The following is a 26,234-nucleotide window of genomic DNA, read 5'->3' on the forward strand; positions in this document are numbered from 1 at the left end:
CTTTATCGACTTAAGGCTTGTGCGGACGCGCCAGAAACTCGTGGGACTGCATTTCCAGCAGGCGACTGAGGGTCCGCTGGAATTCGAACTCCAGGCGGCCGCCGGCATAGAGATCCTTGAGTTCGACCTCAGCCGAGAGGATCAGCTTGACGTTGCGGTCGTAAAACTCATCCACCATGTTGATGAAACGCCGCGCCATATCGTCCTTATAGACATCCATCCTTTCGATGTTCGAGACCAGTACCGTATCGAAGATCTTGCCCAGCTCGATGTAGTCGTTCTGGCTGCGCGGGCCGTCGCAGAGCTCGCGGAAGTCGAACCAGGCAACGCCACTGGCGGTCTTGCGTGCAACGATCTCGCGGTTCTCGATCATCAGCACATCATTTTCGGTGATCCGGCACTGCTCTGGCAGCAGGCTGCGGAAACTCTTCTCCAGGCTCTGCTCCGCTTCGGCGCCCAGTGGAAAGTGATAAAGCTCAGCCTGCTCCAGGGCGCGCAGGCGATAGTCGATACCGCTGTCGACGTTGATGATCTCGGTATGCTTCTTCAGCAGTTCAATGGCCGGCAGGAAGCGGGCTCGCTGCAGGCCGTCCTTGTAGAGGCCATCGGGAACGATATTGGAGGTCGCCACCAGGCTCACGCCATTCTTGAACAGCTCTTCGAGCAGAGTCGCCAGAATCATCGCGTCGGTGATGTCGGAAACGAAGAATTCGTCGAAGCAGATCACCCTGGACTCAGCGGCAAAGCGCTTGCCGATGATGGTCAAAGGGTTTTTCTCGCCCTTGAGGGTGCGCATTTCTTCGTGCACACGCTTCATGAAGCGGTGGAAGTGGGTACGGGTCTTCTGCTCAAACGGCAAAGCGTCGAAGAACGTGTCTACCAGATAGGTCTTGCCACGGCCAACCCCGCCCCAGAAGTACAACCCCTTGATCGGCCCCTGCTGCTTTTTGCCGAAGAGCTTGCCCAGCAGGCCGGAGGAAGAACGCTCAGCCGCAACCAGGTCATCGTACAAACGCTGCAGGTGACGAACGGCTGTCTCCTGGGCTGCATCGTGAAAGAAATCTGGACGTTGCAGGTCTGCCTGATAGCGCTCGAGAGGTGTCATGGCCGGGTCTGGGTAGTGAAACGGGGGCGTTACTTTAGCCGCGGCCTCGGCGGATGGCAATTTGCTCAAATCGTTCAAAACAGCTGACCTCAAGTGTTTACGGAACATAGCCGGACAACCTCTGCCCGGCGCCCCAATTCTCCGAAACTATCCGACAAGCGTCGCCATGGCCTGGCGCAAACGCAGCATGGCGGCCTCCAGCTCTGCCTCGCCGGCATAGCGCGGACTATCGGCAACACACTCACCATCGAGCCACAACGTGAATTGATCGTTCACATCGGCTCGCAGTTCCAGAGCATCGATCCCCTGGGCAATCAGGCGCTGGCTAAGCATGCCAATGGCCTTGGGATCGCTGAAAGGACGCGACAGCAACAGCTCCTCACCATCGGCGGCGAAGAAGCGGAAACGGAAACTACCATCGGCTTCCCTGAAACTGGCGAAACGGGCAACCTTTCCGCCTTTCTTCTTGGCCGGGCCGGCAGTTTTCACTTCACTGCGGAAGTTGCGCAGCCCTACCGCTTCGCGCAGCTCACCCAGGAAGGGCGTTGCCACCTTGCGCGCCTTGAGCGCGCCAGCCTGGAGGATATCTTCCAGATCACCTGGGCGCGCCATCAATGCGTGATAGCGCTCGCGGGCTTCGCTCAACTCGCCATCAAGCAGCTGGAACAGCCGCTGCTTGGCCTCGCCCCACGCCAGCCCGTCCACCAGCTCAGCCCGGAACTCGGCCAGCTGCGCCGGATTGGCGAAAGCCTGATAGATCGTGAACAGGTGGGAGTCGTCGGGATCCTTCGGCTCGCCGGGCAACTTCGAGTCGGTAACGATGCGGGCGATGGTGCTTTTCAACTCCTTGGCGCTGGAGAACAGCGGAATGGTATTGTCGTAGCTCTTGGACATCTTGCGCCCATCGAGCCCTGGCAGGGTCGCCACGCTTTCTTCGATTACCGCCTCCGGCAGCGTGAACAGCTCACGTCCCTGGCCGAACAGATGGTTGAACCGCTGGCCGATATCACGCGCCATCTCCACATGCTGGATCTGGTCGCGCCCTACCGGCACCTTGTGCGCGTTGAACATGAGGATGTCGGCGGCCATCAGTACCGGGTAACTGAAAAGCCCCATGGTGACGCCCGCATCCGGGTCTTCGCCATTTTCCAGGTTCTTGTCCACCGAAGCCTTGTAGGCATGCGCGCGGTTGAGCAAACCCTTGCCGGCAACGCAGGTCAGCAGCCAGGTCAGTTCCGGGATCTCCGGAATGTCGGACTGACGATAGAAAGTCACCCGTTCGGCATCCAGGCCACAAGCCAGCCAGGTGGCAGCGATTTCCAGGCGCGACTGCTGAATGCGCAATGGCTCGTCGCACTTGATCAGCGCATGGTAGTCGGCGAGGAAATAGTAGGAGTCGGCATCGGCAGCACGGCTGGCGGCAATCGCCGGGCGGATGGCGCCAGCGTAGTTGCCCAGATGCGGCGTGCCGGTGGTAGTGATACCGGTAAGAATGCGGGTTTTCATAGAGTTATCTCAATTCAGTCTGCAAGCGGCTCGGGAAGTCGCAGGCCTAAACGCAGGCGCTCCGACCACCATTAGCTCAAGCGGGGTGCAACCAGCTCTTTCAGCTCCACCAGCCTGCCGTGGAAAAAGTGGCCGCATTCTGCCACTTTCAACAACTCGTGGGGACGCTCGAGCGCGTCGGAGAAGGCGTATACCGAAGCAGGATCAATCACTTCGTCAGCGTCGGGCTGAATAATGCTCAGGCTGCAACGCTCAGCCATTGGCATACCATCGAGCCGAGAAACCGCCGGCGCCACCATGAACAGCCGCTGCAGGCTTTCGTTGCGCTGCTCCAGCCGGCTCGCCAGCGCCGCAGCCACAAAGCCGCCAAAGGAAAAACCCAGCAGCGTCAGCGGTAGCCCCGGATGCTGCTCCTGTAGCCAGCGCAGGGCCGCTTCGGCGTCATCGACCTCGCCGGTGTTCATATCGTGGCTGCCGCCGCTGCCACCCACTCCGCGATAGTTGAAGCGCAAGGTAATGTAGCCGGCATCGCGCGCGGTGCGCTGCAGGGTGGAGACCACCTTGTTCAACATGGTGCCGCCCTTGACCGGGTTGGGATGGCAGATCAGCGCCACTCCGCGGGCATCGGGCTGGTCGTAGTGCAGGCCTTCCAGCACGCCGGCCGGCCCTTCGATGGAGATGGGGATTTCGCGTTTCAACAAAATGGCTCCGTGACCTTGAGGCAAGTCGACTCGTCTTGCTTACGAGCTGCCTGATGACCGCCGCGCTGCATCGCGGTATACAGGGCAGGTACGAGACGTTAACGTATCAGGCCGTGGAAAAACCACCCGCCCAGGCAATCCGGCCGGCGGCACCGGGCGCAGCAGCACCCGATTGCCCTACCGACGCCTTACGGTGTTTTACCCGGCCTGAACAGCACTGCCGTTTATATAGAGGAAAACTCGTGGAACAGAACCTCGCGACCTGGTTGCTTCCGATTGCCGGCCTGATCGTCGGTATCGCTATTGGTTACCTGCTCTCGCGCAATAGCGCGCCTAACAGCACACAGCACCAGGTGGATGAGCTGCAGGAGCGGCTGGATACCTATCAGAGCGAAGTGGTAACTCACTTCAACACCACCGCCAATCTGCTGCGCAAGCTTACGGCCAGCCATCAGGACATTCAGAACCACCTGTCCGAGGGCGCCGACAAGCTCGCACTCGACGAGCAGACCCGCCAGCGCCTGTTGACTGCGCTGCACAGCCAGGAAAGCCACACCACGCGTGAGCGCCTGGATTCACCGGCATTCACCGAGCCGCCGAAAGATTACGCACCGAAGAGCGACGACACTCCGGGCACGCTGCACGAGAACTTCGGCCTGAAGAAACACTGATCGCAACGGAGCCGGCGGCGGCATACCCCAGGTACGCCGCCGGCTTTTAAGCACATCATCAGGCCCATCGAAAAACGTAACCGAGGCAGGCAAGACAAGGCGAAAACAGGCGAGGACGCGGAGTTTAGCGGTCTAAATGAGCAGTCCGAGCCTGTTGTGAACGCAGTATTGCCAACGCAGGTAGTTTTTCACTGCTGCAAGCGCATCGACAGATCAATCGCCCTGACATGCTTGGTCAGGGCGCCGATCGAAATGTAGTCCACACCGGTTTCCGCCACCCTGCGCAGACTTTCGTCATCGATCCCGCCTGAGGCTTCCAGCTTTGCCCGCCCCGCTGCAATCCCCACAGCGGTACGCATATCCTCCAGACTCAGCTCGTCGAGCATGACGATATCGACGCCAGCCGCCAGCGCTTGCTCCAGCTCGTCCAGGCTCTCAACCTCGACCTCCACTGGCTTGCCAGGCGCAATGCGCCGCGCCGCTGTCACGGCCTCGGCAATTCCACCACAGGCCGCAATGTGGTTTTCCTTGATCAGGAAGGCATCGTAAAGCCCGATCCGATGGTTGTGGCAGCCCCCGCAGGTCACGGCATATTTTTGTGCCAGACGCAGGCCGGGAATGGTTTTTCGAGTGTCGAGCAGCCGCACTCCCGTGCCCTCGACAAGATCGGCATAGTGCCGACTCCGGGTTGCCACTCCCGATAGCGTCTGCAGAAAATTAAGCGCGGCCCGCTCACCGCTGAGCAGGGCACGCGACGGCCCCTCCAGCTGAAACAGCACGCGATCTGCCGCTACTCGTTCGCCATCAGCCACCTGCCAATGTACCGCCACTCTAGGGTCCAACTGGCGAAACACAGCATCTACCCAGGCCGTCCCGCAAATCACTGCGGCTTCCCTGGTAATTACCTTCGCATGGGCAAGACGCTCGGCCGGAATCAACTGGGCAGTGATATCTCCGGCACCGACGTCTTCGGCCAGGGCCTTGCGCACATTGGTTTCAATTTCAGCGCCCAAGTCGGCAAGAGTGAGATTGGTCACAACAAACTCCCATAAAATTCGTCACCAGTATAAAGCCTCCTTCATAGACCGCGCAGCGACCGGGAATAAATGGCAAAAAGCCACAGGTATCCCGGAACAGACGCCGTCGGTACTATTTCCTGACCGTCCGCCGGAATTTGCAGGAGTATCTGTGAGCTACATCATGTCCAAGTGATGCACTGACCAAAAGCAGCACTTGTCGACATATAATGCACGCATTAATTGACGCCATAAAATTGGCGGGCAACTTTTAGCAGCCGACTATTTTTTAATCTATAACGGCGTGCCAGGCATTGTGACCGCCTTACGGGGCGTTCGGGAGAACCTCGATGCGAACAGATGCGAAAGTAGTGCACCTGAAGACGACTCAAGACCCCCAGCCATCATCTCCGGCCGGCCGGCTCCCTGTCGCACTCATCAGTGTTCGTGACCAAGCGGCCCAGCAGCTGCGCCTGGCACTACAGACCCTGCTCGACAATGCCGACGATTCGCTGTTCGAAATAGCCGACCGGGCTACCAGCAACGCAGAACAGAACGCCTTCTTCGAAGCCATGCGCGATCTGCGCATGAAGCGCCGCAGCATCGAGCGAAGCTTTCTACAGCTTCTGTTCGAATCCTTCACCCGCCTCAATCAGTACGAAATCGGCAAGCCTGCACAGCCGGAAGTCTCTTTCGACAGCCTTGAACTGGTACAGAACGACGAGCTGGAAGAGACAGTCGCCATCGACACCATGGTCACCAAGGTCATCAATCGGTCCGGCCAGCCGCTCAGCCACCTGACCACCCGCTTGAACGTGCTGGTGAGCAAAAAAATTGACGACAAGAGCAACCCGCTCGGACCCCAGCAGCTATGCGAGAACTTTGTAGAGGCTTGCAGCGGCCTTGGTGTTGATATCAAGGTCAAGCTGATCATTCTCAAGCTCTTCGAACGCTACGTCCTGGCTGACCTTGGCCAGCTCTACGCCGAATGCAATCAGGTCCTGGTGGCTGCCGGGGTACTCCCGGAGCTGCATTCAGCTCCACCTCGCAAGCCTCTTAATCGCTCCACCACATCAGCAAGCAGTTCTCCGGCACAGGCCGGCAGCCACGCCCCGGAATATCCTGAGGAGGACTTTCACGAGGCGTTTGGGGCACTGCAGGCCCTGCTTTCCGGCCTGCGTGGTAACGCCCTCCCTGCACGCAACATTCCCAGCGACGCCGTACCGATCTCCAGCGCCGACCTGATGCGTCTGCTCTCGCATCTGCAGGCTCGTGCACCTCAGCAGATCACTGATGAGTACAGCCTGCAGGAGCAGCTTGAGCAGCTGCTGCAACGCATCAATAGCAAGAGTGGCAAGTCGCGCATCGTTGGCGAGGTGGATGAGGATGTCATCAACCTGGTATCGATGCTGTTTGAGTTCATTCTCGACGATCGCACCCTGCCCGACTCGCTCAAGGCGCTGATTGGTCGCTTGCAGATTCCGCTGCTCAAAGTTGCCGTTCTGGACAAGACCTTTTTCAGCCGCGGCAGCCACCCCGCCCGCCGCCTGCTCAACGAAATTGCCTCCGCCGCCATGGGCTGGGTCGATCAGGACGAAACACAGCGCGACAGCCTGTATCAGAAGATCGAACAGATCGTGGCGCGCCTGCTGAACGATTTCGTTGATGATCCGACGATCTTCTCCGAGCTGCTGGCCGACTTCCTTGCCTTCACAGGGGACGAACGACGCCGCAGCGAACTGCTCGAACAACGCACCCGCGATGCCGAAGAGGGACGCGCAAAGGCGGAGGTCGCACGCCAGGAAGTCGAGTGCGCACTCAACCAGCGTCTGCTTGGCAAAACGCTGCCGGAGGTGGTGGTACGCCTGCTGCAGGAAGCCTGGAGCAAGGTCCTGCTGCTCACCTGCCTGAAGCACGGCACCCATTCCGAACAATGGCAGGCCGCGCTGGCAACCATGGATGATCTGATTTGGAGCGTCGAACCACACGACGACGCGAAGTCGCGCGAGCGGCTGCTAGAACTGGTTCCAAGCTTGCTGAAAAGCCTTCGGGAAGGCCTGTCCAGCGCCGCATTCGATCCGTTCTCGACCAGCGAATTCTTCACCCAGCTCGAAGCCCTGCATGTGCAGACGCTGCATCCGATCGATCAACCCAGCCAACCGGCGTCAGCCAGTGCGCTTACGGATGCGGGACGGACCAGCGAACCGGGAGTCAGCGAACAACGGCGCGAACCTTCGCAAGTACAGCCCGATGCTCCACCTGCAGCGCCCGCGATGGTCGAAGTGGTCGAGGAAATTGTGCTGCTCGCGCCTGGCGAAAGTCGCGAGCTGGAGCCAGAACCAGAGCTGGCAGACAGCGACGAAGCACTGGCCCAGGTCGACAACCTGCGGGTCGGCAGCTGGGTCGAGTTCCAGGAGGATGAAGAGCACAAGCTGCGCTGCAAACTGGCTGCGGTCATCAAGCCCACCGGCAAGTACATCTTCGTCAACCGCACGGGTATGAAGGTCCTGGAAAAGACCCGCATGGGGCTTGCCATCGAGTTCCGTCGCGGCGCCATTCGGCTGCTCAACGACACACTGCTGTTCGACCGCGCACTGGAGTCGGTTATCGGCAACCTGCGCCAGCTCAAGGGCAACAACTGACAGCCCGACAAGACTTTCGCATGAAACGGCGCCTCCGCCCCTCATGCGCAAGCACGATTGGCTTTTCCTGCATCGCGGCTAGAATGACTGCATCCATACGAGGTGCACATGCCTAGCCGCCTTAATCCCGAAGACCAAAAGCGCGTTGATCAGTACCTCAGCGCCCCTCAGCATCAAGTCGAGCGCCAGCCCTTTCGGCCCTGGCTTCTGCTCCTTCTGGCTGTGGTCGTCGTGATTGGCCTGGGCCTTCTCAGCCGCCTCCTCGCCCGCCTGGTGTTATGAGCAATTCTGCGCTCCCCAGGCGCCCCACCGAATCCCGCAAAACCTTTATGAGTTCTTCTAATGACCCATCGCATCGTAATCGTCGGCGGCGGCGCCGGCGGCCTGGAGCTTGCTACCCGCCTGGGTAAGACCCTTGGCAAGCGCGGCAAGGCCCGTATCACTTTGATCGACGCCAATCTGACGCATATCTGGAAACCGCTGCTGCATGAAGTCGCCGCCGGCTCGCTGAACTCTTCGGCCGATGAGCTCAACTATGTCGCGCAAGCCAAGTGGAACCGCTTCGAGTTCCAATTGGGCCGCATGTGCGGCCTGGAGCGGGAACGCAAATGCATCCACCTTGCCGCTACCCTGGACGAGCAGGGCCAGGAGCTCGTGCCCGCGCGCACCCTCGCCTACGACACCCTGGTTATCGCTGTCGGCAGCACCACCAATGATTTTGGTACTCGGGGCGCAGCCGAACACTGCATCTTCCTCGACACCCGCGAACAGGCGGAGCGCTTTCGGCGCCGGCTGCTCAGTCATTACATGCGCGCTCATGCCCGCGAGGACCAGCACGAGACGCTCAACCTGGCCATCGTCGGCGCTGGCGCAACCGGGGTCGAACTGGCGGCCGAGCTCCACCATGCCGCCCACGAGCTGGCCGCCTACGGCCTGGACAGCATCAAGCCGGAAAACATGCGCATCACCCTGATCGAAGCAGGCTCGCGCGTCTTGCCGGCATTGCCTGAGCGCATCAGCCAGCCGGTACACAAGACGCTTACAGATCTCGGAGTTCAGGTGCTCACCGGCTCCGCTGTCAGCGAAGTGACTGCCGACGGACTACACACACAAGACGGCAGTTTCGTGCCTGCAAGCCTGAAGGTCTGGGCCGCCGGAATCCAGGCTCCGAAGTTTCTACACGAGATCGATGGCCTGGAAACCAACCGCATCAACCAACTGGTCGTGCGTTCCAGCCTGCAGACGACACGCGATGACAATATCTTCGCCTTCGGCGACTGCGCCGCCTGCCCGCAGCCGGGCAGCGACCGCAACGTGCCGCCACGCGCACAGGCCGCGCACCAGCAAGCGTCGCTACTGGCCAAATCGCTTGCTTTACGACTCGAAGGCAAAGATCTACCCAGCTACCGGTATCGCGATTACGGCTCGCTCATTTCACTCTCGCGGTTTTCTGCCGTCGGCAACCTGATGGGCAACCTTACCGGTAGCATCATGCTGGAAGGATGGCTGGCGCGCATGTTCTACATCTCGCTTTACCGCATGCACCAAATGACGCTGTACGGCATCGCACGCACCGTCATGATGATGATTGGCGACAAGCTCAGCACCACCACGCCTCGCCTCAAGCTGCACTGATCGGCCTTGTGTGGGGGCGAATTCATTCGCGAATGAATTCGCTCCCACAGGGTTGCAACAGATAGGGGCTACAGAGCCAATAAAAACGCAGGCATAAAAAAACCGGAAGATCCTCTCGGACCTTCCGGTTCTCTTACGCTTCTTGCGAAGCGGTTTTGGTGGGTCGTGTGGGACTCGAACCTACGACCAATTGGTTAAAAGCCAACTGCTCTACCAACTGAGCTAACGACCCAAAAATGGTCGGGGTAGGGGGATTCGAACTCCCGACATCCTGCTCCCAAAGCAGGCGCGCTACCGGACTGCGCTATACCCCGATTGGAATTTGGCTCCGCGACCTGGACTCGAACCAGGGACCCAATGATTAACAGTCATTTGCTCTACCGACTGAGCTATCGCGGAACTTCAATTTCCATCTCTTCGGCTGGCTTGCTGAGTTGCCTTGCAAACCCCCCGTTGAGGCGCGCCATTTTACGGTTCTCGACGCGCCTGTCAACAGAAAAAACACGATTTACTACAATACCTTGCGAGAAACTTCAGGCTGACGGGAATCAGCCAGGGCGACGCCCCTTTTTACAGGCCGGGCCACCCCAGCGGGGCGGCCCGTTTCACGTCAGGCAAATACGATCTCGTCGCCCTCCACCTTGCCTTTGATGCTGGCGCCCGGCTCAAACGCACCGGAGAGAATCTGCTGCGCCAACGGGTTCTCGATCCAGCGCTGAATCGCACGCTTCAGTGGCCGTGCGCCGTACACCGGGTCGTAGCCGACGGCAACCAGCCTGTCCAAGGCCTCCTCGCTAAGCTCCAGACTCAGGTCACGCTCGGCCAAGCGCTGACGCAGACGTTCCAACTGGATGCTGGCGATACCCGCGATCTGCTCACGCGCCAGCGGATCGAACACCACCACCTCATCGATACGGTTGATGAACTCAGGACGGAAGTGCTGACCCACCGCATCCATCACCGCTGCACGCTGGGCATCCGGGTCACCGACCAGCTCCTGAATTTGCGCCGACCCCAGGTTCGAGGTCATCACGATCACCGTATTGCGGAAGTCCACCGTCCGGCCATGACTGTCGGTCAGGCGACCATCTTCCAACACCTGCAGAAGAATGTTGAAGACATCCGGGTGGGCCTTCTCCACCTCATCCAGCAGCACCACCGAATAGGGCTTGCGGCGTACCGCCTCGGTTAGATAACCGCCCTCTTCATAGCCCACATAGCCGGGCGGCGCACCGATCAGGCGTGCCACCGAGTGTTTCTCCATGAACTCCGACATGTCGATGCGGACCATCGCCTCCTCGGTATCGAAGAGGAATTCGGCCAGCGCCTTGCACAGCTCGGTCTTGCCGACACCGGTCGGGCCGAGGAAGAGGAAGGAGCCGCTGGGGCGATTGGGATCCGCCAGCCCGGCACGGGAACGACGTACGGCGTTGGCCACCGAGACCACCGCTTCGTGCTGACCGATTACGCGCTGGTGCAGCAGGTCTTCCATCTTCAACAGCTTTTCGCGCTCACCTTCGAGCATCTTCGCCACCGGGATGCCGGTCCACTTGGAGACGACCTCGGCAATCTCCTCGTCGGTCACCTTGTTGCGCAGCAACTGGTTTTCCGTCTTGCCGTGCTGATCGACCATCTGCAGGCTGCGCTCCAGATCCGGAATGATGCCGTACTGCAGCTCGGCCATGCGCGACAGATCACCCTTGCGCCGCGCGGCTTCGAGATCGGCCTTGGCCTGCTCGATCTTCTGGTGCATCTGCGCAGAGCCCTGGACCTCGGCTTTCTCCGATTTCCAGATCTCCTCCAGATCGGCGTACTCGCGCTCCAGCTTGACGATTTCCTCGTCAAGTTTGGCCAGGCGCTTCTTGGTGGCCTCGTCGTCCTCGCTCTTCAGCGCTTCGCGCTCAATCTTCAGCTGAATCAGGCGCCGATCCAGACGGTCCAGCTCTTCGGGCTTGGAGTCGATCTCCATGCGAATGCGGCTGGCAGCCTCGTCGATCAGGTCGATGGCCTTATCCGGCAACTGGCGGTCGGTGATGTAGCGATGGGAGAGTTTCGCCGCGGCGATGATCGCGCCATCGGTGATGGAAACGCCGTGGTGAACCTCGTAGCGTTCTTTCAGGCCGCGCAGTATGGCGATGGTGTCCTCCTCGCTCGGCTCATCGACCTGAACACGCTGGAAACGCCGTTCCAGCGCTGCATCCTGCTCAATATACTGACGGTATTCGTCCAGCGTGGTCGCACCTACACAATGCAGCTCGCCCCGCGCCAGTGCCGGTTTGAGCATATTGCCGGCGTCCATGGCACCCTCGGCCTTGCCGGCGCCAACCATGGTGTGCAGCTCATCGATAAAGAGGATGATGCGCCCCTCCTGCTTGCTCAACTCGTTGAGCACGGCTTTCAGACGCTCCTCGAACTCACCGCGGAACTTGGCGCCAGCGATCAGCGCGCCCATGTCCAGCGCCAGCAGGCGCTTGTCCTTGAGGCCGTCAGGGACCTCGCCGTTGACGATACGCTGGGCCAGCCCCTCGACGATGGCGGTCTTGCCCACGCCGGGCTCGCCTATCAGTACCGGGTTGTTCTTGGTACGCCGCTGCAGCACCTGGATGGTCCGACGGATTTCGTCGTCGCGCCCGATCACCGGATCGAGCTTGCCGTCCTCGGCGCGCTTGGTCATGTCGACGGTGTACTTGTCCAGCGCCTGACGGGACTCTTCAGCATTGGGGTCGTTTACCGCTTCGCCGCCACGCAGGTTGCTGATGGCATTCTCCAGCGCCTGCTTGCTCACGCCTTGCGCCAGCAGCAGCTTGCCCAGGCGGGTGTTGCCGTCGAGCGCAGCAAGCAGTACCAGCTCGCTGGAGATGTACTGATCCCCTTTCTGCTGTGCCAGCCGATCGGCCTGGTTGAGCAGGCGCGCCAAGTCCTGGGACATGTTCATGTCGCCGGTGGGATTCTGCAGTTTGGGCAGCTGGTCCAGCTCCTTGATCAGCCCCTGCCGCAGGTTGTTGATGTCAAAGCCCACCTGCATCAGCAGGGGTTTGATCGAGCCGCCCTGCTGCTCCAGCAACGCCTGCAGCAGGTGCAGTGGCTCAATGGAGGGATGATCCAGCCCGACTGCGATGGACTGAGCATCGGAAAGCGCAAGCTGCAGCTTGCTGGTCAGACGATCGATACGCATGTAATCACCTTTTCTAAAGAGGCAGGCCGGCACCCGAATTCGCCTTTGGCGGGCCGCTAAGAAAGGGTCCGCCGGAGCCTGCGAGATGAAACATAGATAAGGTTGATTGTTGTCGATTCAAGGCCGATGACATTGACGCAGGTCAGGGGCGACGGGCTGTCGCAGGCCACCAGTCCGGCGGCCTGCACTTGCCTCACTCGGTTTTTGGCGGATGCAGCATCTCGTCATGCTCGGCCATGTTCCAAGGCAGCACGCCCGGTGACAGATGCAGGAAGGCCAGATACTTCTCGAAGTGGTCAAGAATATCGCTGATCAGTTCCTCATCGCTGTAGCCATACACGTCGTAGGCCAATCCACCTCGGCGCAGGAATACTTCTGCCCGGTAATACAGGCTCTCTTCGTCCGGCGTTTCCTCGGCTTCGGGATGGGCGAAGGCCGGACGGAGGTAATCACGCAGGCGAATTTCGTAGAGGAAGTCCAGCTGTTCCGGCACCACGACTTCCAGGTAGGCGCGGCTATGGTCCTGGTCGTAGTGGACCTCGGCGGGCCACGACTGCGCCTGCAACCCTTTGGCCACTCGGATCATGGCAGTCATGGCCGTGCCCTTGATGAACTGTTCGACTTCATCCTTTTCGGGATAGTTGACGATGCCGGCCAGTCGCTTACGCCAGAGATTAGGCCCGTTGCCGGCACGATTGGATTGCACACTGACCTTCTGGTGGTGGCTTTCGATCACCAGCGCCCGCCACATGCCCAGCGCCGACAGCAACATGATGATTGCAAACGGTAGAGCACTGGCGACCGCCATGCTCTGCAGCGCCTTGAGACCGCCGGCCAGCAACAGCACCGAGGCCAGCACCCCACTGAGAATGGCCCACCCGCCCCTCTGCCAGGCCGGCGTCACCAGTGCACCGCCGGAGGCCAGCGAGTCCACCACCAGCGCACCAGAGTCTGCCGAAGTAACGAAGAACAGCGAGATCAGCAGCACAGTGAGCAAGGACAGAACCGAGGTCATTGGGAATTGCTCCAGCAGCTTGAACAACGCGATGGCGTTATCCGACTTCACCTGCTCGATCAGCTCGGTATAGCCCTGGTTGATGATCAGGTGCAGCGCCGTGTCACCGAATACGGAAAACCAGAAAAAGGTGAACAGGGTGGGCACCAGCATTACGCCGAAAACGAATTGGCGGATGGTCCGCCCGCGGCTGATCTTGGCGATGAACAAGCCGACGAAGGGCGCCCAGGCGATGGTCCAGCCGAATATGAACAGCGTCCAGTTGCCGATCCAGTCGCTGCGTGAATAGGCCTGCAGATTGAACGTGCGCTCGATAATGTTGTTCAGGTAGCTACCAGTGTTCTGCAGAAAGGTCTCGAGGATGAAGATCGTTGGGCCCAGCAGAAAAACGAACAGCATCAGGGAGGTCGCGATGATCATATTGAGCATCGCCAGGCGCTTGATCCCCTTGTCCATCCCGGCAACAACCGATCCCATGGTAAGGACCGTGATGCCGGCAATGCTGGCAACCTGTACCCAGGTATTGACCGGAATTGATGGCCATAGATAGTTGAATCCGGCGTTCATCTGCGCCACCGACAGGCCGAGCGTAGTGGCGATACCGAACATGGTGCCGAGAATGGCGAAGGTATCCACGGCGTGCCCGATCGGCCCGTAGATACGCTCGCCAATCAGCGGATACAACGCCGAACGGATGGACAGCGGCAACCCGTGACGGAAGGAAAAGTACGCCAGCACCAGTCCGGTAAGACCATAAATGGCCCAGATATGGAAACCCCAGTGGAAGAAGGCGATCTGCATGGCCTGCTTGGCCGCGCCCAGGGTCAGCCCTTCGGCGCCCTCAGGCGGGTCGGCGTAGTGCAGCACAGGCTCGGCAACCCCGAAGAACAACAGGGCGATGCCGTAGCCCGCGGAAAACAACATGGCAAACCAGGACGGGAAACTGTACTGCGGCTCGGCATGGTCAGGACCAAGTTTGATATGCCCCCAAGGGCTGAGCGCGACAATGACGATGAAGATCAGGAAAATCGCCACCGCCAGCATGTAGAACCAGCCGAAGGTATTGGTGATGTAGCCCAAGACCGAGGAGAACAGTTCGCCCGCCAGCTCGGGCTTGCTGGCGGTGCCGATGACCAGCAGCAGAATGAAGAAAAACGACGGGATGAACACCGGCAGCAGTATGGTGGTGTTCCAGAGGCGGGGCCGGGTCGACTCCTGCATGCGAAATGTACTCCATAGGCCTTTTCATGCCTTTGAGTATAGCCGCGCCGTTTGGTGCAGCACACAATGCCTTTTAGCGGTCGTTAGCCTTCGATCCAGATCAGACTGGCGAAGCGTCCGGTGCGGGCCGCACGACGGTAGGAGTAAAAACGCGGATCGGTAAAAGCGCAGAAGCCGCCGCCATACACGGCGGTAACGCCGCAGGCGGCAAGACGGATGCGGGCCAGCTGATAGAGATCGGCCAGATGCCGACCGGAATTGCGACTAGGCTGGAAAGCCCCGACCGCCTGAGGATGCTGTGCGACGAAGGCCTCACGCACTTCGGGACCGACCTCGAACGCATGCGGGCCGATTGCCGGCCCCAGCCAGGCCAGCAAATGCTCGCCCGGCGTCTGCAGCGCGACCACGGTCGACTCCAGCATGCCATTGGCCAGCCCGCGCCAGCCGGCATGGGCTGCGGCCACACGACTGCCATCCAGATTGCAGAACAGTACCGGCAGGCAGTCGGCGGTGAGCACCGTGCAGGCGATACCGGGAGCATCCGTCCAGCTGGCGTCCGCGCTGGGGCACTGGTCCGGGGCGGCCTTGACCGTGACGGTCGAATGCACCTGGCTCAGCCAGGCCGGCTGACAGCCGAGAGCTGCCTGCAGACGGCTGCGGTTGGCCATGACGGCAGCCGCATCGTCACCGACATGATCGCCCAGATTGAAGGCATCGAACGGCGCTGGGCTTTCACCGCCAGCGCGCGTGGTCACGCAGGCACGCACATGTTCCGGCGCGGGCCAGTCGGGAATGATCCAGTCACCAGGCCAGTTCCTCACCCGACGAAGGCCTCGCGGTCCTGCTGCAACAGCGTCAGCAGCCAGACGAAATCGTCCGGCAGAGGCGATTCCCATTTCATCCGCTCGCCGCTGAGCGGATGGTCCAGCTCAAGAAAACGGGCGTGTAGCGCCTGTCGCGGAAACTCCTTCAGCGACTGCACCAGCGTCGGGCTGGCCGCCGGCGGAATTCGGAAACGGCCGCTATACAGCGGATCACCCACCAGCGGATAGCCAAGATGGGTCATATGCACACGAATCTGGTGAGTGCGCCCGGTTTCGAGTTTGACCCGCACGTGGGTGTGCGAGCGGAAGCGTTCCAGCACCCGATAATGGCTGACGGCCGCCTTGCCGCCGTCGACCACCGCCATGCGCTGGCGGTGCTGACCGTGACGGCCGATCGGCGCATCGATGGTGCCGCCGGTGATGATCATGCCAATCACGATGGCTTCGTAGATACGGCTGACCGTACGCGCTTGCAGCTGCTCGACCAGACGAGTCTGGGCCTGCAGCGTCTTGGCGACGACCATAAGGCCCGTGGTGTCCTTGTCCAGCCGGTGCACGATTCCGGCACGGGGCACGTTGATCAGCTCCGGCACATGGTGCAATAGGGCGTTGAGCAGCGTGCCGCTGGCGTGCCCGGCAGCCGGGTGCACCACCAGGCCCGCCGGTTTGTTCAGGACCAGGATGTGTTCATCCTCGAAGACGATATCCAGCGGAATATCTTCCGCCACCCACTCGCCTTGGGCCTCCTGCTCGGCACTGAGCACCAGAACGGCGCCGGCATGCACGATATCCCGCGGGCGCAGCGTTGCGCCGTCCACGGTCAGGGAACCATCCTTGATCCAGGCGGCGAGGCGCGAGCGTGAATGCTCTGGAAACAGCTGAGCCGCGACCTGATCGAGACGCTGCCCGCCCAGGTCGAGCGACACTTCGGCGCGAAGTTGGATGGCTTGCGTGGGAATGCTGGACATAATTGAGGACGCTTTATGAAATAAGGAAGAGCCGCACACGGCTTGGCAGGATCAACGGGAACCGACGTGGCCTGCTCCCGGACCGGAACGGTTGCAGATTTCGCCGCAGACAGACGTCAGCGAATATCGATCGCACAGCCGACTGATTCTATTGCCCTGGGAGCCTTTGGTTTCGGCAACAGGCTTGTGTTTAAATACGGCGTCTTTGTCCCGGGCAGCCGGGGCGCTCATCATAACAGGACGGCTAAGCGCGAGACAGCCAGCCGTGACAGGACGCAAGCCGCCATGCAAGTGAAACACCTGCTGCTGATCGCCATTTTTGCTCTTACCGCCGCCTGCTCGTCCAACGAAACCATTAGCGAGAACCTCGGCGAAACCGAGCTCTATCGGCAGGCGCAAGCCGACCTGGACAACAAGAGCTATAACAGCGCCATCAGCAAGCTCAAGGCTCTGGAGTCGCGCTATCCGTTCGGCCGCTACGCCGAGCAGGCACAACTGGAGCTGATCTACGCCTACTACCGCAACATGGAGCCTGAAGCCGCACGCTCATCGGCCGAGCGCTTCATTCGCCTGCATCCCCAGCATCCAAGCGTCGACTATGCCTACTACCTAAAGGGACTGGCTTCCTTCGATCAGGACCGCGGCATCCTCGCCCGCTTCCTGCCGCTGGACATGACCAAGCGTGACCCGGGTGCTGCGCGTGATTCTTTCAATGAGTTCGCGCAACTGACCACCCGCTTCCCCAACAGCCGCTACGCACCGGATGCCAAGGCCCGCATGGTTTACCTGCGCAACCTGCTGGCAGCCAACGAAATCCACGTAGCCGACTATTATCTGCGCCGCCAGGCCTACGTTGCAGCCGCCAACCGCGGCCGCTACGTGGTGGAAAACTTCCAGGGCACACCAGCGGTCGGCGACGGCCTGGCGGTCATGACCGAAGCCTACCAGCGTCTGAGTCTCGACGACCTCGCCAATACCAGCCTGGAAACCCTGAAGCTCAACTACCCCGAACATCCCAGCCTGGACAATGGCCAGTTCGTACCGCGCCAGGCGGAAGCCGATAATCGTGGCTGGCTGTCGCGCGCCACCCTGGGCCTGATCGAATCGAAAGACGCCCCTCTCGACAACTCGCAGTCCAACCGTGACGTGCTCCGCCAGTACGAGAACGCCGCGCGCGACCTGCCTGACGAGCTGCGCCCGGTTCTGCGGGAGGCTGAAGCCGAGGAAGATCAGGCCAGCGGGCGCTCCTGGTGGAGCTACCTGACCTTCGGCCTGTTCGACTGACCTAGCCACCACCACAGCCGCCGGCAAAGTGCCGGCGGCGAGCCAGCACCTGTAACGGCCACAGCGCCGGGAAGTGAAAATGGGACTGTTTCGACTGCTGTTCTGGATCATTCTTATCGCGGCGGCGTTCTGGCTCTGGCGTCGCCTGACCAGCAAGCGCACTAGCACTCGCAAACCGGAACAGCCCACCCTACCTATGGTTCGCTGCGCCCAATGCGGCGTCCATCTGCCCCGCGACCAGGCGCTGCAGGAACGCGACCACTGGTACTGCAGCCAAGCTCATCTGGAGCAGGGCAGCAAGCCCGGTGAACGCTAAAAGCCCAGTGTTTCTAGGCCAGCAGGGACGGCGGATTCTTCGCCTCTATCACCTGTATCGCGTCGCCATCGGTCTGGTTCTGGTACTGCTGATCAGCAGCGGCCTGCACAGCGACCTGATGCGCATGGTCAACCCCACGGCGTTCCACTATGGCGCCTGGGGCTACCTGATTCTCAACACGCTCATTGCCGTTCTGCTGCAGAACCCCAGGCGCGAGTTGTCCGTCATGATCCTCGCACTGACGGATGTGTCACTGCTCTCTGCGCTGTTCTACTTCGCTGGAGGTACCCCCAGCGGCATCGGCAACCTGCTGATCATTGCCGTCGCCATCGCCAATATCCTGCTGCGCGGACGCATCGGCTTCCTCATCGCCGCAGTTGCCGCCACCGGCCTCATCTACCTGACCTTCTACCTCAGCCTGAACAACAGCGAAGCCGGCACCCAGTACGTGCAAGCGGCGGCACTCGGCACCCTGTGTTTCGCCGCCGCGCTGCTGGTGCAGGGCCTCACGCGCCGCCTGCAGGTCAGTGAGACCCTGGCTCGGCAGCGCGCCGAGGAAGTCGCCAACCTCGAAGCCTTGAACGCCCAGATCCTGCAGCGCATGCGCACCGGCATCCTGGTGCTCGATCCGCAGCAGCGCATCCTGCTCGCCAATCAGGGAGCTCTGGACATGCTCGATCAGCACTCTCTGGTCGGCGAGCGACTGGCGCCGCGCTGCCCGGCGCTGATCGACGCTCTACGTCAATGGCGCGAGAACCCGACACTGCGCCCACAGCAATTCAAGGCCACGCCAAATGGCGCCATGCTGCAACCCAGTTTCGCCGCCCTGCAGCATGGGGTACGCCAGGACACCCTGGTTTTTCTCGAAGATATTTCGCAAATCGCGCAACAGGCTCAGCAGCTCAAGCTGGCCTCCCTCGGTCGATTGACGGCCAGCATCGCCCATGAAATTCGTAACCCGCTCGGCGCCATCAGCCACGCCGCGCAACTGCTGCAAGAGTCCGAAGAGCTGGATGCTGCCGACCTGCGCCTGACGCAGATCATCCAGGACCATTCCCGGCGGATGAATCTGGTGATCGAGAACGTCCTGCAGTTGTCGCGCCGGCGACAGGCCGAGCCGCAGCTGTTGGACCTCAAATATTGGGTACATCGTTTCGCCAGCGAGTTTCGCTCCAGCCTGCCCGCTCACCAGAGCGTTCATGTAAAAACCCTGGGCAGCTCGCTGCAGACGCGCATGGACCCGAACCAGCTGATCCAGGTCCTGACCAACCTGGTGCAGAACGGTCTGCGCTACAGCGGCCAGGAACACCCCGAGGCCCAGGTCTGGTTGCACCTTTTTCGCGACGAAGCCAGCGACCTGCCAGTGCTCGAAGTGCTCGATGACGGTCCCGGCGTTCCTGCCGAACAAGTGCAGAACATTTTTGAGCCCTTCTTCACCACCGAGAACAAGGGCACAGGGCTAGGCCTGTACATCTGCCGAGAACTCTGTGAAAGCAACCAGGCGCGTTTGGACTATCGCACCAGGGACGAGGGCGGCAGCTGTTTTCGTATCGTCTTCGCCCATCCGGGCAAGCTGGCCTGAGGCCTGGCCAGCCAGGAAGGCCGATGCGACGAGACAGCCACGAGCGGGCTGCTGCAACCACCTGCCCTCGCAGGATGGGCATCATCTGACTGCTTCAGGTCACAGTCCTAATAGAGATCGCGTACAAACACCTCTTGTAACGCTAATATTGCGTCCCGAGCGCTATACGCTTGCCCTGTTGCCACTGAAAGACCGAGACCATGACCGCCCGCCAAAAAGCCTTGATCATCGATGACGAACCCGACATCCGGGAACTCCTGGAGATCACCCTGGGGCGAATGAAGCTCGATACCCGCAGCGCACGCAATCTCAAGGAAGCCCGCGAGTGCCTGGCGCGCGAGCAATACGACCTGTGCCTCACTGATATGCGGCTGCCCGACGGTTGCGGACTGGAGCTGGTCCAGCACATCCAGCAACAGTATCCCCAGCTGCCGGTGGCGATGATCACCGCCTACGGCAGCCTTGATACCGCCATCGGCGCACTCAAGGCCGGCGCATTCGACTTTCTCACCAAACCCGTGGATCTCAGCCGCCTGCGTGAGCTGGTCAACACCGCGCTGCGGCTGCGCAGTCCAAGCCCCAACGATCTGAGCGCCGACAACCGCCTGCTCGGCAACTCCCCGCCGATGAACCTGTTGCGCAAGCAGATCGCCAAGCTCGCGCGCAGCCAGGCGCCGGTCTATATCAGCGGCGAATCAGGTAGCGGCAAGGAGCTGGTGGCACGCCTGATCCACGAGCAGGGGCCTCGCCACGACCGCCCCTTCATCCCGGTCAACTGCGGAGCGATTCCATCGGAGCTGATGGAAAGCGAGTTCTTTGGTCACAAGAAAGGCAGTTTTACCGGTGCCATCGAAGACAAGCCCGGGCTGTTTCAGGAAGCCAACGGCGGCACCCTGTTCCTTGATGAGGTCGCCGATCTGCCACTGACCATGCAGGTCAAGCTGCTGCGTGCCATTCAGGAAAAAGCCGTTCGCACGGTGGGCGGCGCCAAGGAAGTGGTAGTGGATGTGCGTGTGCTCTGTGCCACCCACAAGGACCTCGCTGCCGAAGTTGCGGCAGGACGTTTCCGCCAGGATCTGTACTACCGCCTTAACGTCATCGAGCTGCGTGTTCCGCCTCTACGCGAGCGCCGTGAGGATGTTGCCCTGCTCGCCGAGACCCTGCTGCGACGGCTCGCCGACGAATGCGGCGACCGCCCCGCGCGTCTGCACCCGGACGCCCTGGCGAAGCTGCAGAGCTACCGCTTTCCCGGCAACGTGCGCGAGCTGGAGAACATGCTGGAACGGGCCTACACGCTGTGCGAGGGCGATGAAATCAAGGCCGGCGACCTGCGCCTGAGCGATGCCAACGGAGCCGGCGAGACCCCGGAAGCGAGCCTGGCGCAGATCGACAACCTGGAAGATCATCTGGAAGAGGTCGAACGCCAGCTGATCATGCAGGCATTGGAAGAGACCCGCTGGAACCGCACTGCGGCTGCCCAGCGCCTGGGGCTGACCTTCCGTTCCATGCGCTATCGATTGAAAAAGCTGGGGCTGGATTAGCCTCAAGTCCGTTGAGGCCGAACCCATTCCGCCACAAACCCGAAAAGGCCGAACAGGTTCGGCCCAGCGTTTATCCTTAGCCCTGCGACAGCAGGTTTCGCAAATCGATAATGGCCGCGTTTGCACGGGAAATGTAGTTCGCCATCACCAGCGAATGGTTGGCAAGAACTCCGTAGCCACTGCCATTGAGCACCATCGGGCTCCACAGCGGCTCCTGTGCGGCTTCAAGCTCGCGGATGATCTGCCTGACGCTGATGGTGGCGTTCTTCTTGGCCAACACGTCGGCGAAATCCACTTCGATCGCTCGCAGCAGATGCGACAGCGCCCAGGCCTGGCCGCGGGCCTCGTAGAAGACGTTGTCGATCTGCAGCCAAGAGGTCTCGACGCGATCGTCCTCCACTACCATACCTTCGGACTCCAGCTCCGCCGCGCTCGCGGTATCCAGCCGCGCCCGTCCGACACTGGCGGATAGACGTTGGGACAACGAACCCAGGCGGGTACCCACATCACCGAGCCAGTTGTTGAGGTTGTCCGCACGCGAATAGAACTGCGCCTTGGGTGCCGGATCGCTCAGGCGCGCAAGGTAGCTGTCGAGGTAGCGAATGCCGTTGCGGTACTCCGACTCGGTGGCCGGCAATGCCCAGCTGCGGTTATCGAAATTGAACAGCGGCTCGCCCTTGGACAGATCGGGGTCTTCGGTTGACTGCGATTGTGAGCGGGCGAAATCCTTGCGCAACGCACGGCTGAGGTCACGCACCTGCACCAGTACGCCGTATTCCCAGCTGGGCATGTTGTCCAGCCACAGGCCGGGAGGGGCTACGTCATTGGTCAGGTAGCCGCCGGGCTTTTCCAGCAGGGTCGTGGCGACCTGCTTGAGTGTTTCGACTGTGGTGTAGCCATTGACGATCTGGCGCTGCGAGTTCTCCGCCGCCTGGCGGACATGCTGCTGCACCGAAAACCGGTCGGGCTCACGGCTCCAGTACCAGCCCAGAACCAGTGTCACCAGCAGGTACAGGGCCAGCAACGCGACCAGCGCCAGCCATAGTGGATTGCGGTTCGTGTCACGCGCAGTCGCGCCGTTCGCCGACGAGCCGAGACGACCAAAGCGGTTCTTCCAATCCAACATAGACATCTGTCCTTCTCTCTTTCAGAGTTCAGAGGTTCGACCGTCAGTCACCAGGAGCGTTGCGGCCGGCACCTCACTATAACGCAGCTGCCGAGACCGATCTTCAGAATGAGAACCACGCCACCATTGCAGCATCTGGAACCAGCCGGCAGGTGATAGCATGCCGCCAGCACAACGCTGCATGAACTGGCGCAGCGCTCAGGAAGTAGAAATGTCGGATCAGGAAGAACTTAAGCAACACTTCGCCCAGCGGGTCATTCACCAGGCCCGCGAAGTGCTGGAAGTCTGGCAGCAGGTTCAGCGCAACGAGTGGAACGCCTCCTATCATGCCGCCCTGGCTGAAGCCAATCAGCGGCTGCAGCGGTTTGCCGAGCGCTTCGAACAGGCCGAGCACCATCAGCTTGCGCTCGAGATAGAGGACTGCCTCGAGGACATCGATGACAATCGAGGCCGCCTCTCCAGCGAGATCATCGCAACGCTTAGCCAGCTGATCTATCGACTTGCCCGTACCGGCTTGCAAAACGGCGACCCTCGCAGCCCTTCTGCCCAGGTGCCCTCGCTGAGCAAGCCGGTTTACATCGCCCTTGAGGATCATGAGCGCGCCAGCCATGTGGTTCGCCAGCTGGAGTTTTTCAGCATGGGTGCCCGGGCCTTCACCAGTGATCAAGAATTTCTTGCTGCGATGCACCTGCGCCACCCGGCAGCCATCGTCATGGACGTCGATTTCACCGGCCCGGGCGAAGGACTAAAGCTGGCCGAACGCGTGCAGCAGGGGCTGGAAGAGAAACTGCCACTGATCTTCTTCAGCCGCCAGGACACCGACACGCCCACCCGCCTGGCGGCGGTACGCGCCGGCGGTCTGGAACTGTTCACCGAGCTGCTGGATGCTTCGAGCCTGCTGGAGAAGATCGAGATCTATACCCGAACCGCCTATTACGAGCCTTTCCGGGTGCTGATCATCGACGACTCACGTGCCCAGGCCACGCATACCGAGCGCGTACTGAACAATGCCGGCATCATCACCCGCACGCTTAACGAGCCGATTCAGGCGATCAGCTATCTGGCCGAGTTCCAGCCTGATCTGATCATCCTCGACATGTACATGCCCGAGTGCATGGGCACCGAGCTGGCCAAGGTGATCCGCCAGCACGAACGCTATGTCAGCGTGCCGATCATCTATCTGTCCGCCGAAGACGATCTGGACAAGCAACTCAGCGCGATGAACGAAGGCGGCGACGACTTCCTGACCAAGCCGATCAAGCCCAGTCATCTGATCGCCACCGTGCGCACCCGTGCCGAGCGCGCGCGCAACCTCAAGGCACGGATTGTCCGCGACAGCCTGACCGGTCTCTACAACCATACCCACAGCCTGCAGCTGCTCGAAGACGCCAGCGCCCGAGCGCAACGCGACGGCACTCCGCTGTGTTTCGCCATGGTCGATATCGACCACTTCAAAAAGGTTAACGACACCTACGGACACCCCATGGGCGACCGGGTGATCAAGAGCCTGGCGCTGTTTCTCAAGCAGCGCCTGCGCAAAACCGACGTTGTCGGTCGCTACGGTGGTGAAGAGTTCGCCATCGTCCTGCCCGATACCACACTGGAAAACGCCTGCCGGGTACTCGACGAGATTCGTCAGCGCTTTTCCGAAATCCGCTTTCCGGCACAACCTGCCGACCTTTCCTGCACCTTCAGCGGCGGCATCACGCAGCTCACATCGAGCACCGATGTAAAACTCCTAAGCCAGCAGGCCGACGAAGCGCTTTATCGCGCCAAGAATGCCGGACGCAACCGCGTGGTGGGTTTTGCTGCTGTAACCTGATTGACATCAAATAGCCATACATTGCGGGCCTCCTACCCTTCTGGAGCCCGGCATGCGCCTGAAATCGCTCACCACATTCAACACCCTGTTGCTCGTGGCCATCTGTCTCGCCCTGGGCGCCACGCTCTGGTGGTCGGAGCGTGCGCTGGAGCGTCCCTATCAGCTGATGGAGAGCTACCTCGAACTCTCTCAGCAGTTTCAGCAACCTGTTGCCGGCAACATCCAGAGCTATCTGGCTAGCGGTGATGCTTTGCAGCACAGCGCTGCATTGCAAGCGCTGGACACTCTGGCAAGCGACATTGCTGCGTTGCCCGCGCGCTTTGCCGAACGCCTTACACCCAGCCTCGAACAGCTCGCCCAGTTCACTGCTAATGATTTGCTGGCTGCGGGCAAACTGGCCGGTGACCCACAGGGACTTCTCCTGCAGGCCGAACGCGAAATGATCGCGGTACTGGCGCAACTGCAGCAATATGCCGAGCAGAGCGACTTGCCCAGCGCCGCGGCGTACCAGAGCGCCATATTCGAAGCCAGCCGCCAGCTGCTGCGCCTGAGCCACGCGCGCGGCAGGCTGATAGCCAGCGGCCAGGATGCACTGGCGAGCGAAGCTGAGCAGGCTCTGCAAAGACTGGGCGCTGCAGTCGCCGATCTCGAAGCCCTGCCACTGCTCGGTATTGCCGATGAGCAGCAGTCCGGCAGCAGCACTTTTGCAGCTCTGCTCAACCTCCAGGGCAGCGAGCATCGCGAACAGACCAGCGAAGACAAGGGCATCGCACTCAAACGCGATATCGCCAGCCTCGTCAAACGTTACCCCGACGAACTGCGTCGGACACAAGAACTGATCGAGCAGCGCAACCAATTGCTGGCCAGCAGCGCAGAGCGTGTCGCCAGCTTGCAGCAGGCGCTGGCAGAACTGGAGCCTGTCGTACGTGCCGAGCACGGGCGCATCCAGTCAGAAGTGCGCTTGATCCAAGGCACCATCATTGCGCTGATCCTGCTGACCGCCTTCGCCATCGACCGCCTGCAGCGGCAATTGACTCGCGCTCTGGGGCAGCTGGCACCGGACCTGCGCGCCTGGGCCCGGGGCGACTTTGGCCAGGCTGTTCAGCTCGGCTCGAAAACGCCGGAAATGATCGAAATCGAAACTTCGCTCAACCAGCTGAGAAGCTATCTAGTGACGCTGGTCGGCACGCTGCGCCAGCATGCCCAGGAGGTTGCAGGCAATAGCGGCAGCCTGGCCGAAATGAGCAATGACCTGTACCAGGGCGCCACCCGCCAGACCAGCGATACCGCGCAGATCCGCGACTCGCTGAGCGAACTTGAAGCGACCATCCAGCACGTTGCCGACGGTGCTGGACAGGCTGCCGAAGCCAGCCGCTCAGCCAGTCAGGCCGTCGCCCAGGGGCAGCAGGACATCAGCCAGAGCCTCACGGGCCTGCATCAACTGGTCAGCGAAGTGCAGGGCAATGCGCTGGCGATAGAACGCCTGGCCGACGAAACCAATACCATCGGCAAAGTATTGACTGTCATTCGCTCCATCGCGGACCAGACCAACCTGCTTGCTCTGAACGCCGCCATCGAGGCGGCCAGAGCGGGCGAGCAAGGCCGTGGCTTTGCCGTAGTGGCCGACGAAGTTCGCACCCTGGCGCAGCGCACCAGCGGCGCCACCGAGGAAATCCAGCAGCTGATCGGCAATCTGCAGATTACGGCGAACGAGTCAGTGGAGGCCATGCGGGTACAGGTCGAGCACGCCACGGTCACTGCCGAACTGGCCGAAACCGCCGACCTGGCTCTGGATCAGATCGTCGCCACCATTGGCAACATCGAACGCATGGCCGAGCAGATCGCCCAGGCCACGTCGCAACAGAGCGGAGCCGTCAGCGAAATCCGCAGCCACAGCGAACATATCCATGAACAGGGCGACAGCAATCTCGGCCACATCAGGCGTGGCCGGGAACAGAGTGAACAGATGTTGCGCCTGGCCAATGAGCTGAACCAGGCGACTCAGACGTTTCGGGTGTAGCTACAAGCAAAAGCCCGCAACTAAAGCAGCTCCCACGGGTTTTGGTGAGGGAGCCACTTCAGTC

Annotated in this window: 19 protein-coding genes and 3 tRNA genes; 10 read left to right on the plus strand and 12 right to left on the minus strand. The window is 60.9% G+C overall.

The window, feature by feature from the left end:
- Positions 1 to 10: 10 nt before the first annotated feature.
- The 3 genes from zapE to BN1079_RS08395 form a co-directional block, all read right to left on the minus strand.
- On the minus strand, positions 11 to 1,105 hold the full coding sequence (gene zapE, locus BN1079_RS08385; protein WP_037023639.1) for a cell division protein ZapE: 1,095 nt from the start codon (positions 1,103 to 1,105) through the stop codon (positions 11 to 13).
- Positions 1,106 to 1,252: 147 nt separating this feature from the next.
- Entirely contained in the window at positions 1,253 to 2,611 is a 1,359-nt protein-coding gene (locus tag BN1079_RS08390) for a tryptophan--tRNA ligase (RefSeq protein ID WP_037023641.1), read from the minus strand.
- 71 nt (positions 2,612 to 2,682) lie between these two features.
- Complete coding sequence (locus BN1079_RS08395; protein WP_037023643.1) at positions 2,683 to 3,312, minus strand: alpha/beta hydrolase; 630 nt, start codon at positions 3,310 to 3,312, stop codon at positions 2,683 to 2,685.
- Positions 3,313 to 3,554: 242 nt separating this feature from the next.
- Here BN1079_RS08395 and BN1079_RS08400 point away from each other — a divergent pair, with 242 nt between their 5' ends.
- Complete coding sequence (locus tag BN1079_RS08400; RefSeq protein ID WP_037023645.1) at positions 3,555 to 3,983, plus strand: Z-ring associated ZapG family protein; 429 nt, start codon at positions 3,555 to 3,557, stop codon at positions 3,981 to 3,983.
- 188 nt (positions 3,984 to 4,171) lie between these two features.
- Here BN1079_RS08400 and nadC read toward each other — a convergent pair whose 3' ends face one another.
- Positions 4,172 to 5,020, minus strand: coding sequence for a carboxylating nicotinate-nucleotide diphosphorylase (gene nadC, locus BN1079_RS08405; RefSeq protein WP_037023647.1), 849 nt, complete (start codon positions 5,018 to 5,020; stop codon positions 4,172 to 4,174).
- Positions 5,021 to 5,349: 329 nt separating this feature from the next.
- Here nadC and BN1079_RS08410 point away from each other — a divergent pair, with 329 nt between their 5' ends.
- The 3 genes from BN1079_RS08410 to BN1079_RS08420 all read left to right on the plus strand — a co-directional run bounded on the left by BN1079_RS08410 (position 5,350) and on the right by BN1079_RS08420 (position 9,276).
- Complete coding sequence (locus BN1079_RS08410; protein ID WP_037023650.1) at positions 5,350 to 7,641, plus strand: DUF1631 domain-containing protein; 2,292 nt, start codon at positions 5,350 to 5,352, stop codon at positions 7,639 to 7,641.
- Positions 7,642 to 7,749: 108 nt separating this feature from the next.
- Positions 7,750 to 7,923 (plus strand): DUF3094 family protein, encoded by a 174-nt coding sequence (locus BN1079_RS08415; RefSeq protein ID WP_037023652.1) that lies wholly within the window; start codon positions 7,750 to 7,752, stop codon positions 7,921 to 7,923.
- A gap of 60 nt (positions 7,924 to 7,983) precedes the next feature.
- Positions 7,984 to 9,276, plus strand: a complete 1,293-nt coding sequence (locus BN1079_RS08420; RefSeq protein ID WP_037023654.1) for an NAD(P)/FAD-dependent oxidoreductase — start codon at positions 7,984 to 7,986, stop codon at positions 9,274 to 9,276.
- A 156-nt stretch (positions 9,277 to 9,432) separates the two neighbouring features.
- Here the strand turns inward: BN1079_RS08420 and BN1079_RS08425 are convergent.
- The 7 genes from BN1079_RS08425 to rluD all read right to left on the minus strand — a co-directional run bounded on the left by BN1079_RS08425 (position 9,433) and on the right by rluD (position 16,479).
- A tRNA-Lys gene (locus tag BN1079_RS08425) sits at positions 9,433 to 9,508 on the minus strand.
- 5 nt (positions 9,509 to 9,513) lie between these two features.
- Positions 9,514 to 9,590, minus strand: a tRNA-Pro gene (locus BN1079_RS08430).
- Positions 9,591 to 9,599: 9 nt separating this feature from the next.
- A tRNA-Asn gene (locus BN1079_RS08435) sits at positions 9,600 to 9,675 on the minus strand.
- A 211-nt stretch (positions 9,676 to 9,886) separates the two neighbouring features.
- On the minus strand, positions 9,887 to 12,451 hold the full coding sequence (gene clpB, locus BN1079_RS08440; RefSeq protein WP_037023655.1) for an ATP-dependent chaperone ClpB: 2,565 nt from the start codon (positions 12,449 to 12,451) through the stop codon (positions 9,887 to 9,889).
- Between the two features lie 193 nt (positions 12,452 to 12,644).
- The gene (locus BN1079_RS08445) at positions 12,645 to 14,687 is read right to left on the minus strand and encodes a BCCT family transporter (protein WP_052114455.1); all 2,043 of its coding nucleotides are present in this window, start codon (positions 14,685 to 14,687) and stop codon (positions 12,645 to 12,647) included.
- Positions 14,688 to 14,770: 83 nt separating this feature from the next.
- Positions 14,771 to 15,508: a peptidoglycan editing factor PgeF gene (pgeF, locus tag BN1079_RS08450; RefSeq protein WP_037023657.1), complete on the minus strand. Its 738-nt coding sequence runs from the start codon at positions 15,506 to 15,508 to the stop codon at positions 14,771 to 14,773.
- On the minus strand, positions 15,505 to 16,479 hold the full coding sequence (rluD, locus tag BN1079_RS08455; protein WP_037023659.1) for a 23S rRNA pseudouridine(1911/1915/1917) synthase RluD: 975 nt from the start codon (positions 16,477 to 16,479) through the stop codon (positions 15,505 to 15,507). Before rluD ends, pgeF begins: the two co-directional genes overlap by 4 nt.
- Before the next feature lie 285 nt (positions 16,480 to 16,764).
- On the opposite strand from rluD, the gene BN1079_RS08460 reads away from it, so the two are divergent.
- The 4 genes from BN1079_RS08460 to BN1079_RS08475 all read left to right on the plus strand — a co-directional run bounded on the left by BN1079_RS08460 (position 16,765) and on the right by BN1079_RS08475 (position 21,202).
- A complete protein-coding gene (locus BN1079_RS08460) occupies positions 16,765 to 17,763 on the plus strand; it encodes an outer membrane protein assembly factor BamD (RefSeq protein ID WP_037023661.1) in 999 nt (332 codons plus the stop codon).
- A gap of 79 nt (positions 17,764 to 17,842) precedes the next feature.
- Positions 17,843 to 18,079, plus strand: coding sequence for a PP0621 family protein (locus BN1079_RS08465; RefSeq protein ID WP_037023664.1), 237 nt, complete (start codon positions 17,843 to 17,845; stop codon positions 18,077 to 18,079).
- On the plus strand, positions 18,069 to 19,661 hold the full coding sequence (locus tag BN1079_RS08470) for a sensor histidine kinase (RefSeq protein WP_052114456.1): 1,593 nt from the start codon (positions 18,069 to 18,071) through the stop codon (positions 19,659 to 19,661). Before BN1079_RS08465 ends, BN1079_RS08470 begins: the two co-directional genes overlap by 11 nt.
- A 200-nt stretch (positions 19,662 to 19,861) precedes the next feature.
- A complete protein-coding gene (locus BN1079_RS08475) occupies positions 19,862 to 21,202 on the plus strand; it encodes a sigma-54-dependent transcriptional regulator (protein WP_037023667.1) in 1,341 nt (446 codons plus the stop codon).
- Positions 21,203 to 21,278: 76 nt separating this feature from the next.
- On the opposite strand, the gene BN1079_RS08480 is transcribed toward BN1079_RS08475, so the two are convergent.
- Positions 21,279 to 22,328, minus strand: a complete 1,050-nt coding sequence (locus tag BN1079_RS08480; RefSeq protein ID WP_037023670.1) for a DUF2333 family protein — start codon at positions 22,326 to 22,328, stop codon at positions 21,279 to 21,281.
- 211 nt (positions 22,329 to 22,539) lie between these two features.
- Here BN1079_RS08480 and BN1079_RS08485 point away from each other — a divergent pair, with 211 nt between their 5' ends.
- On the plus strand, positions 22,540 to 24,150 hold the full coding sequence (locus tag BN1079_RS08485) for a response regulator (protein ID WP_037023672.1): 1,611 nt from the start codon (positions 22,540 to 22,542) through the stop codon (positions 24,148 to 24,150).
- Between the two features lie 1,240 nt (positions 24,151 to 25,390).
- Positions 25,391 to 26,170, plus strand: a complete 780-nt coding sequence (locus tag BN1079_RS17985) for a methyl-accepting chemotaxis protein (protein ID WP_408581883.1) — start codon at positions 25,391 to 25,393, stop codon at positions 26,168 to 26,170.
- Positions 26,171 to 26,234: the final 64 nt, after the last annotated feature.

Source organism: Pseudomonas saudiphocaensis (assembly GCF_000756775.1).
GTDB lineage: Bacteria > Pseudomonadota > Gammaproteobacteria > Pseudomonadales > Pseudomonadaceae > Stutzerimonas > Stutzerimonas saudiphocaensis.

Excerpts from the sequence above, each read along its gene's own strand:
- rluD (WP_037023659.1), bottom strand. The coding sequence starts at position 16,479 with ATGTCCAGCATTCCCACGCAAGCCATCCAACTTCGCGCCGAAGTGTCG.
- BN1079_RS08460 (WP_037023661.1), top strand. The coding sequence starts at position 16,765 with ATGCAAGTGAAACACCTGCTGCTGATCGCCATTTTTGCTCTTACCGCC.
- BN1079_RS08475 (WP_037023667.1), top strand. The coding sequence starts at position 19,862 with ATGACCGCCCGCCAAAAAGCCTTGATCATCGATGACGAACCCGACATC.
- zapE (WP_037023639.1), bottom strand. The coding sequence starts at position 1,105 with ATGACACCTCTCGAGCGCTATCAGGCAGACCTGCAACGTCCAGATTTC.
- clpB (WP_037023655.1), bottom strand. The coding sequence starts at position 12,451 with ATGCGTATCGATCGTCTGACCAGCAAGCTGCAGCTTGCGCTTTCCGAT.
- BN1079_RS17985 (WP_408581883.1), top strand. The coding sequence starts at position 25,391 with ATGAGCAATGACCTGTACCAGGGCGCCACCCGCCAGACCAGCGATACC.
- BN1079_RS08415 (WP_037023652.1), top strand. The coding sequence starts at position 7,750 with ATGCCTAGCCGCCTTAATCCCGAAGACCAAAAGCGCGTTGATCAGTAC.
- BN1079_RS08480 (WP_037023670.1), bottom strand. The coding sequence starts at position 22,328 with ATGTTGGATTGGAAGAACCGCTTTGGTCGTCTCGGCTCGTCGGCGAAC.
- BN1079_RS08445 (WP_052114455.1), bottom strand. The coding sequence starts at position 14,687 with ATGCAGGAGTCGACCCGGCCCCGCCTCTGGAACACCACCATACTGCTG.
- BN1079_RS08390 (WP_037023641.1), bottom strand. The coding sequence starts at position 2,611 with ATGAAAACCCGCATTCTTACCGGTATCACTACCACCGGCACGCCGCAT.
- BN1079_RS08465 (WP_037023664.1), top strand. The coding sequence starts at position 17,843 with ATGGGACTGTTTCGACTGCTGTTCTGGATCATTCTTATCGCGGCGGCG.
- BN1079_RS08420 (WP_037023654.1), top strand. The coding sequence starts at position 7,984 with ATGACCCATCGCATCGTAATCGTCGGCGGCGGCGCCGGCGGCCTGGAG.
- BN1079_RS08410 (WP_037023650.1), top strand. The coding sequence starts at position 5,350 with ATGCGAACAGATGCGAAAGTAGTGCACCTGAAGACGACTCAAGACCCC.
- BN1079_RS08485 (WP_037023672.1), top strand. The coding sequence starts at position 22,540 with ATGTCGGATCAGGAAGAACTTAAGCAACACTTCGCCCAGCGGGTCATT.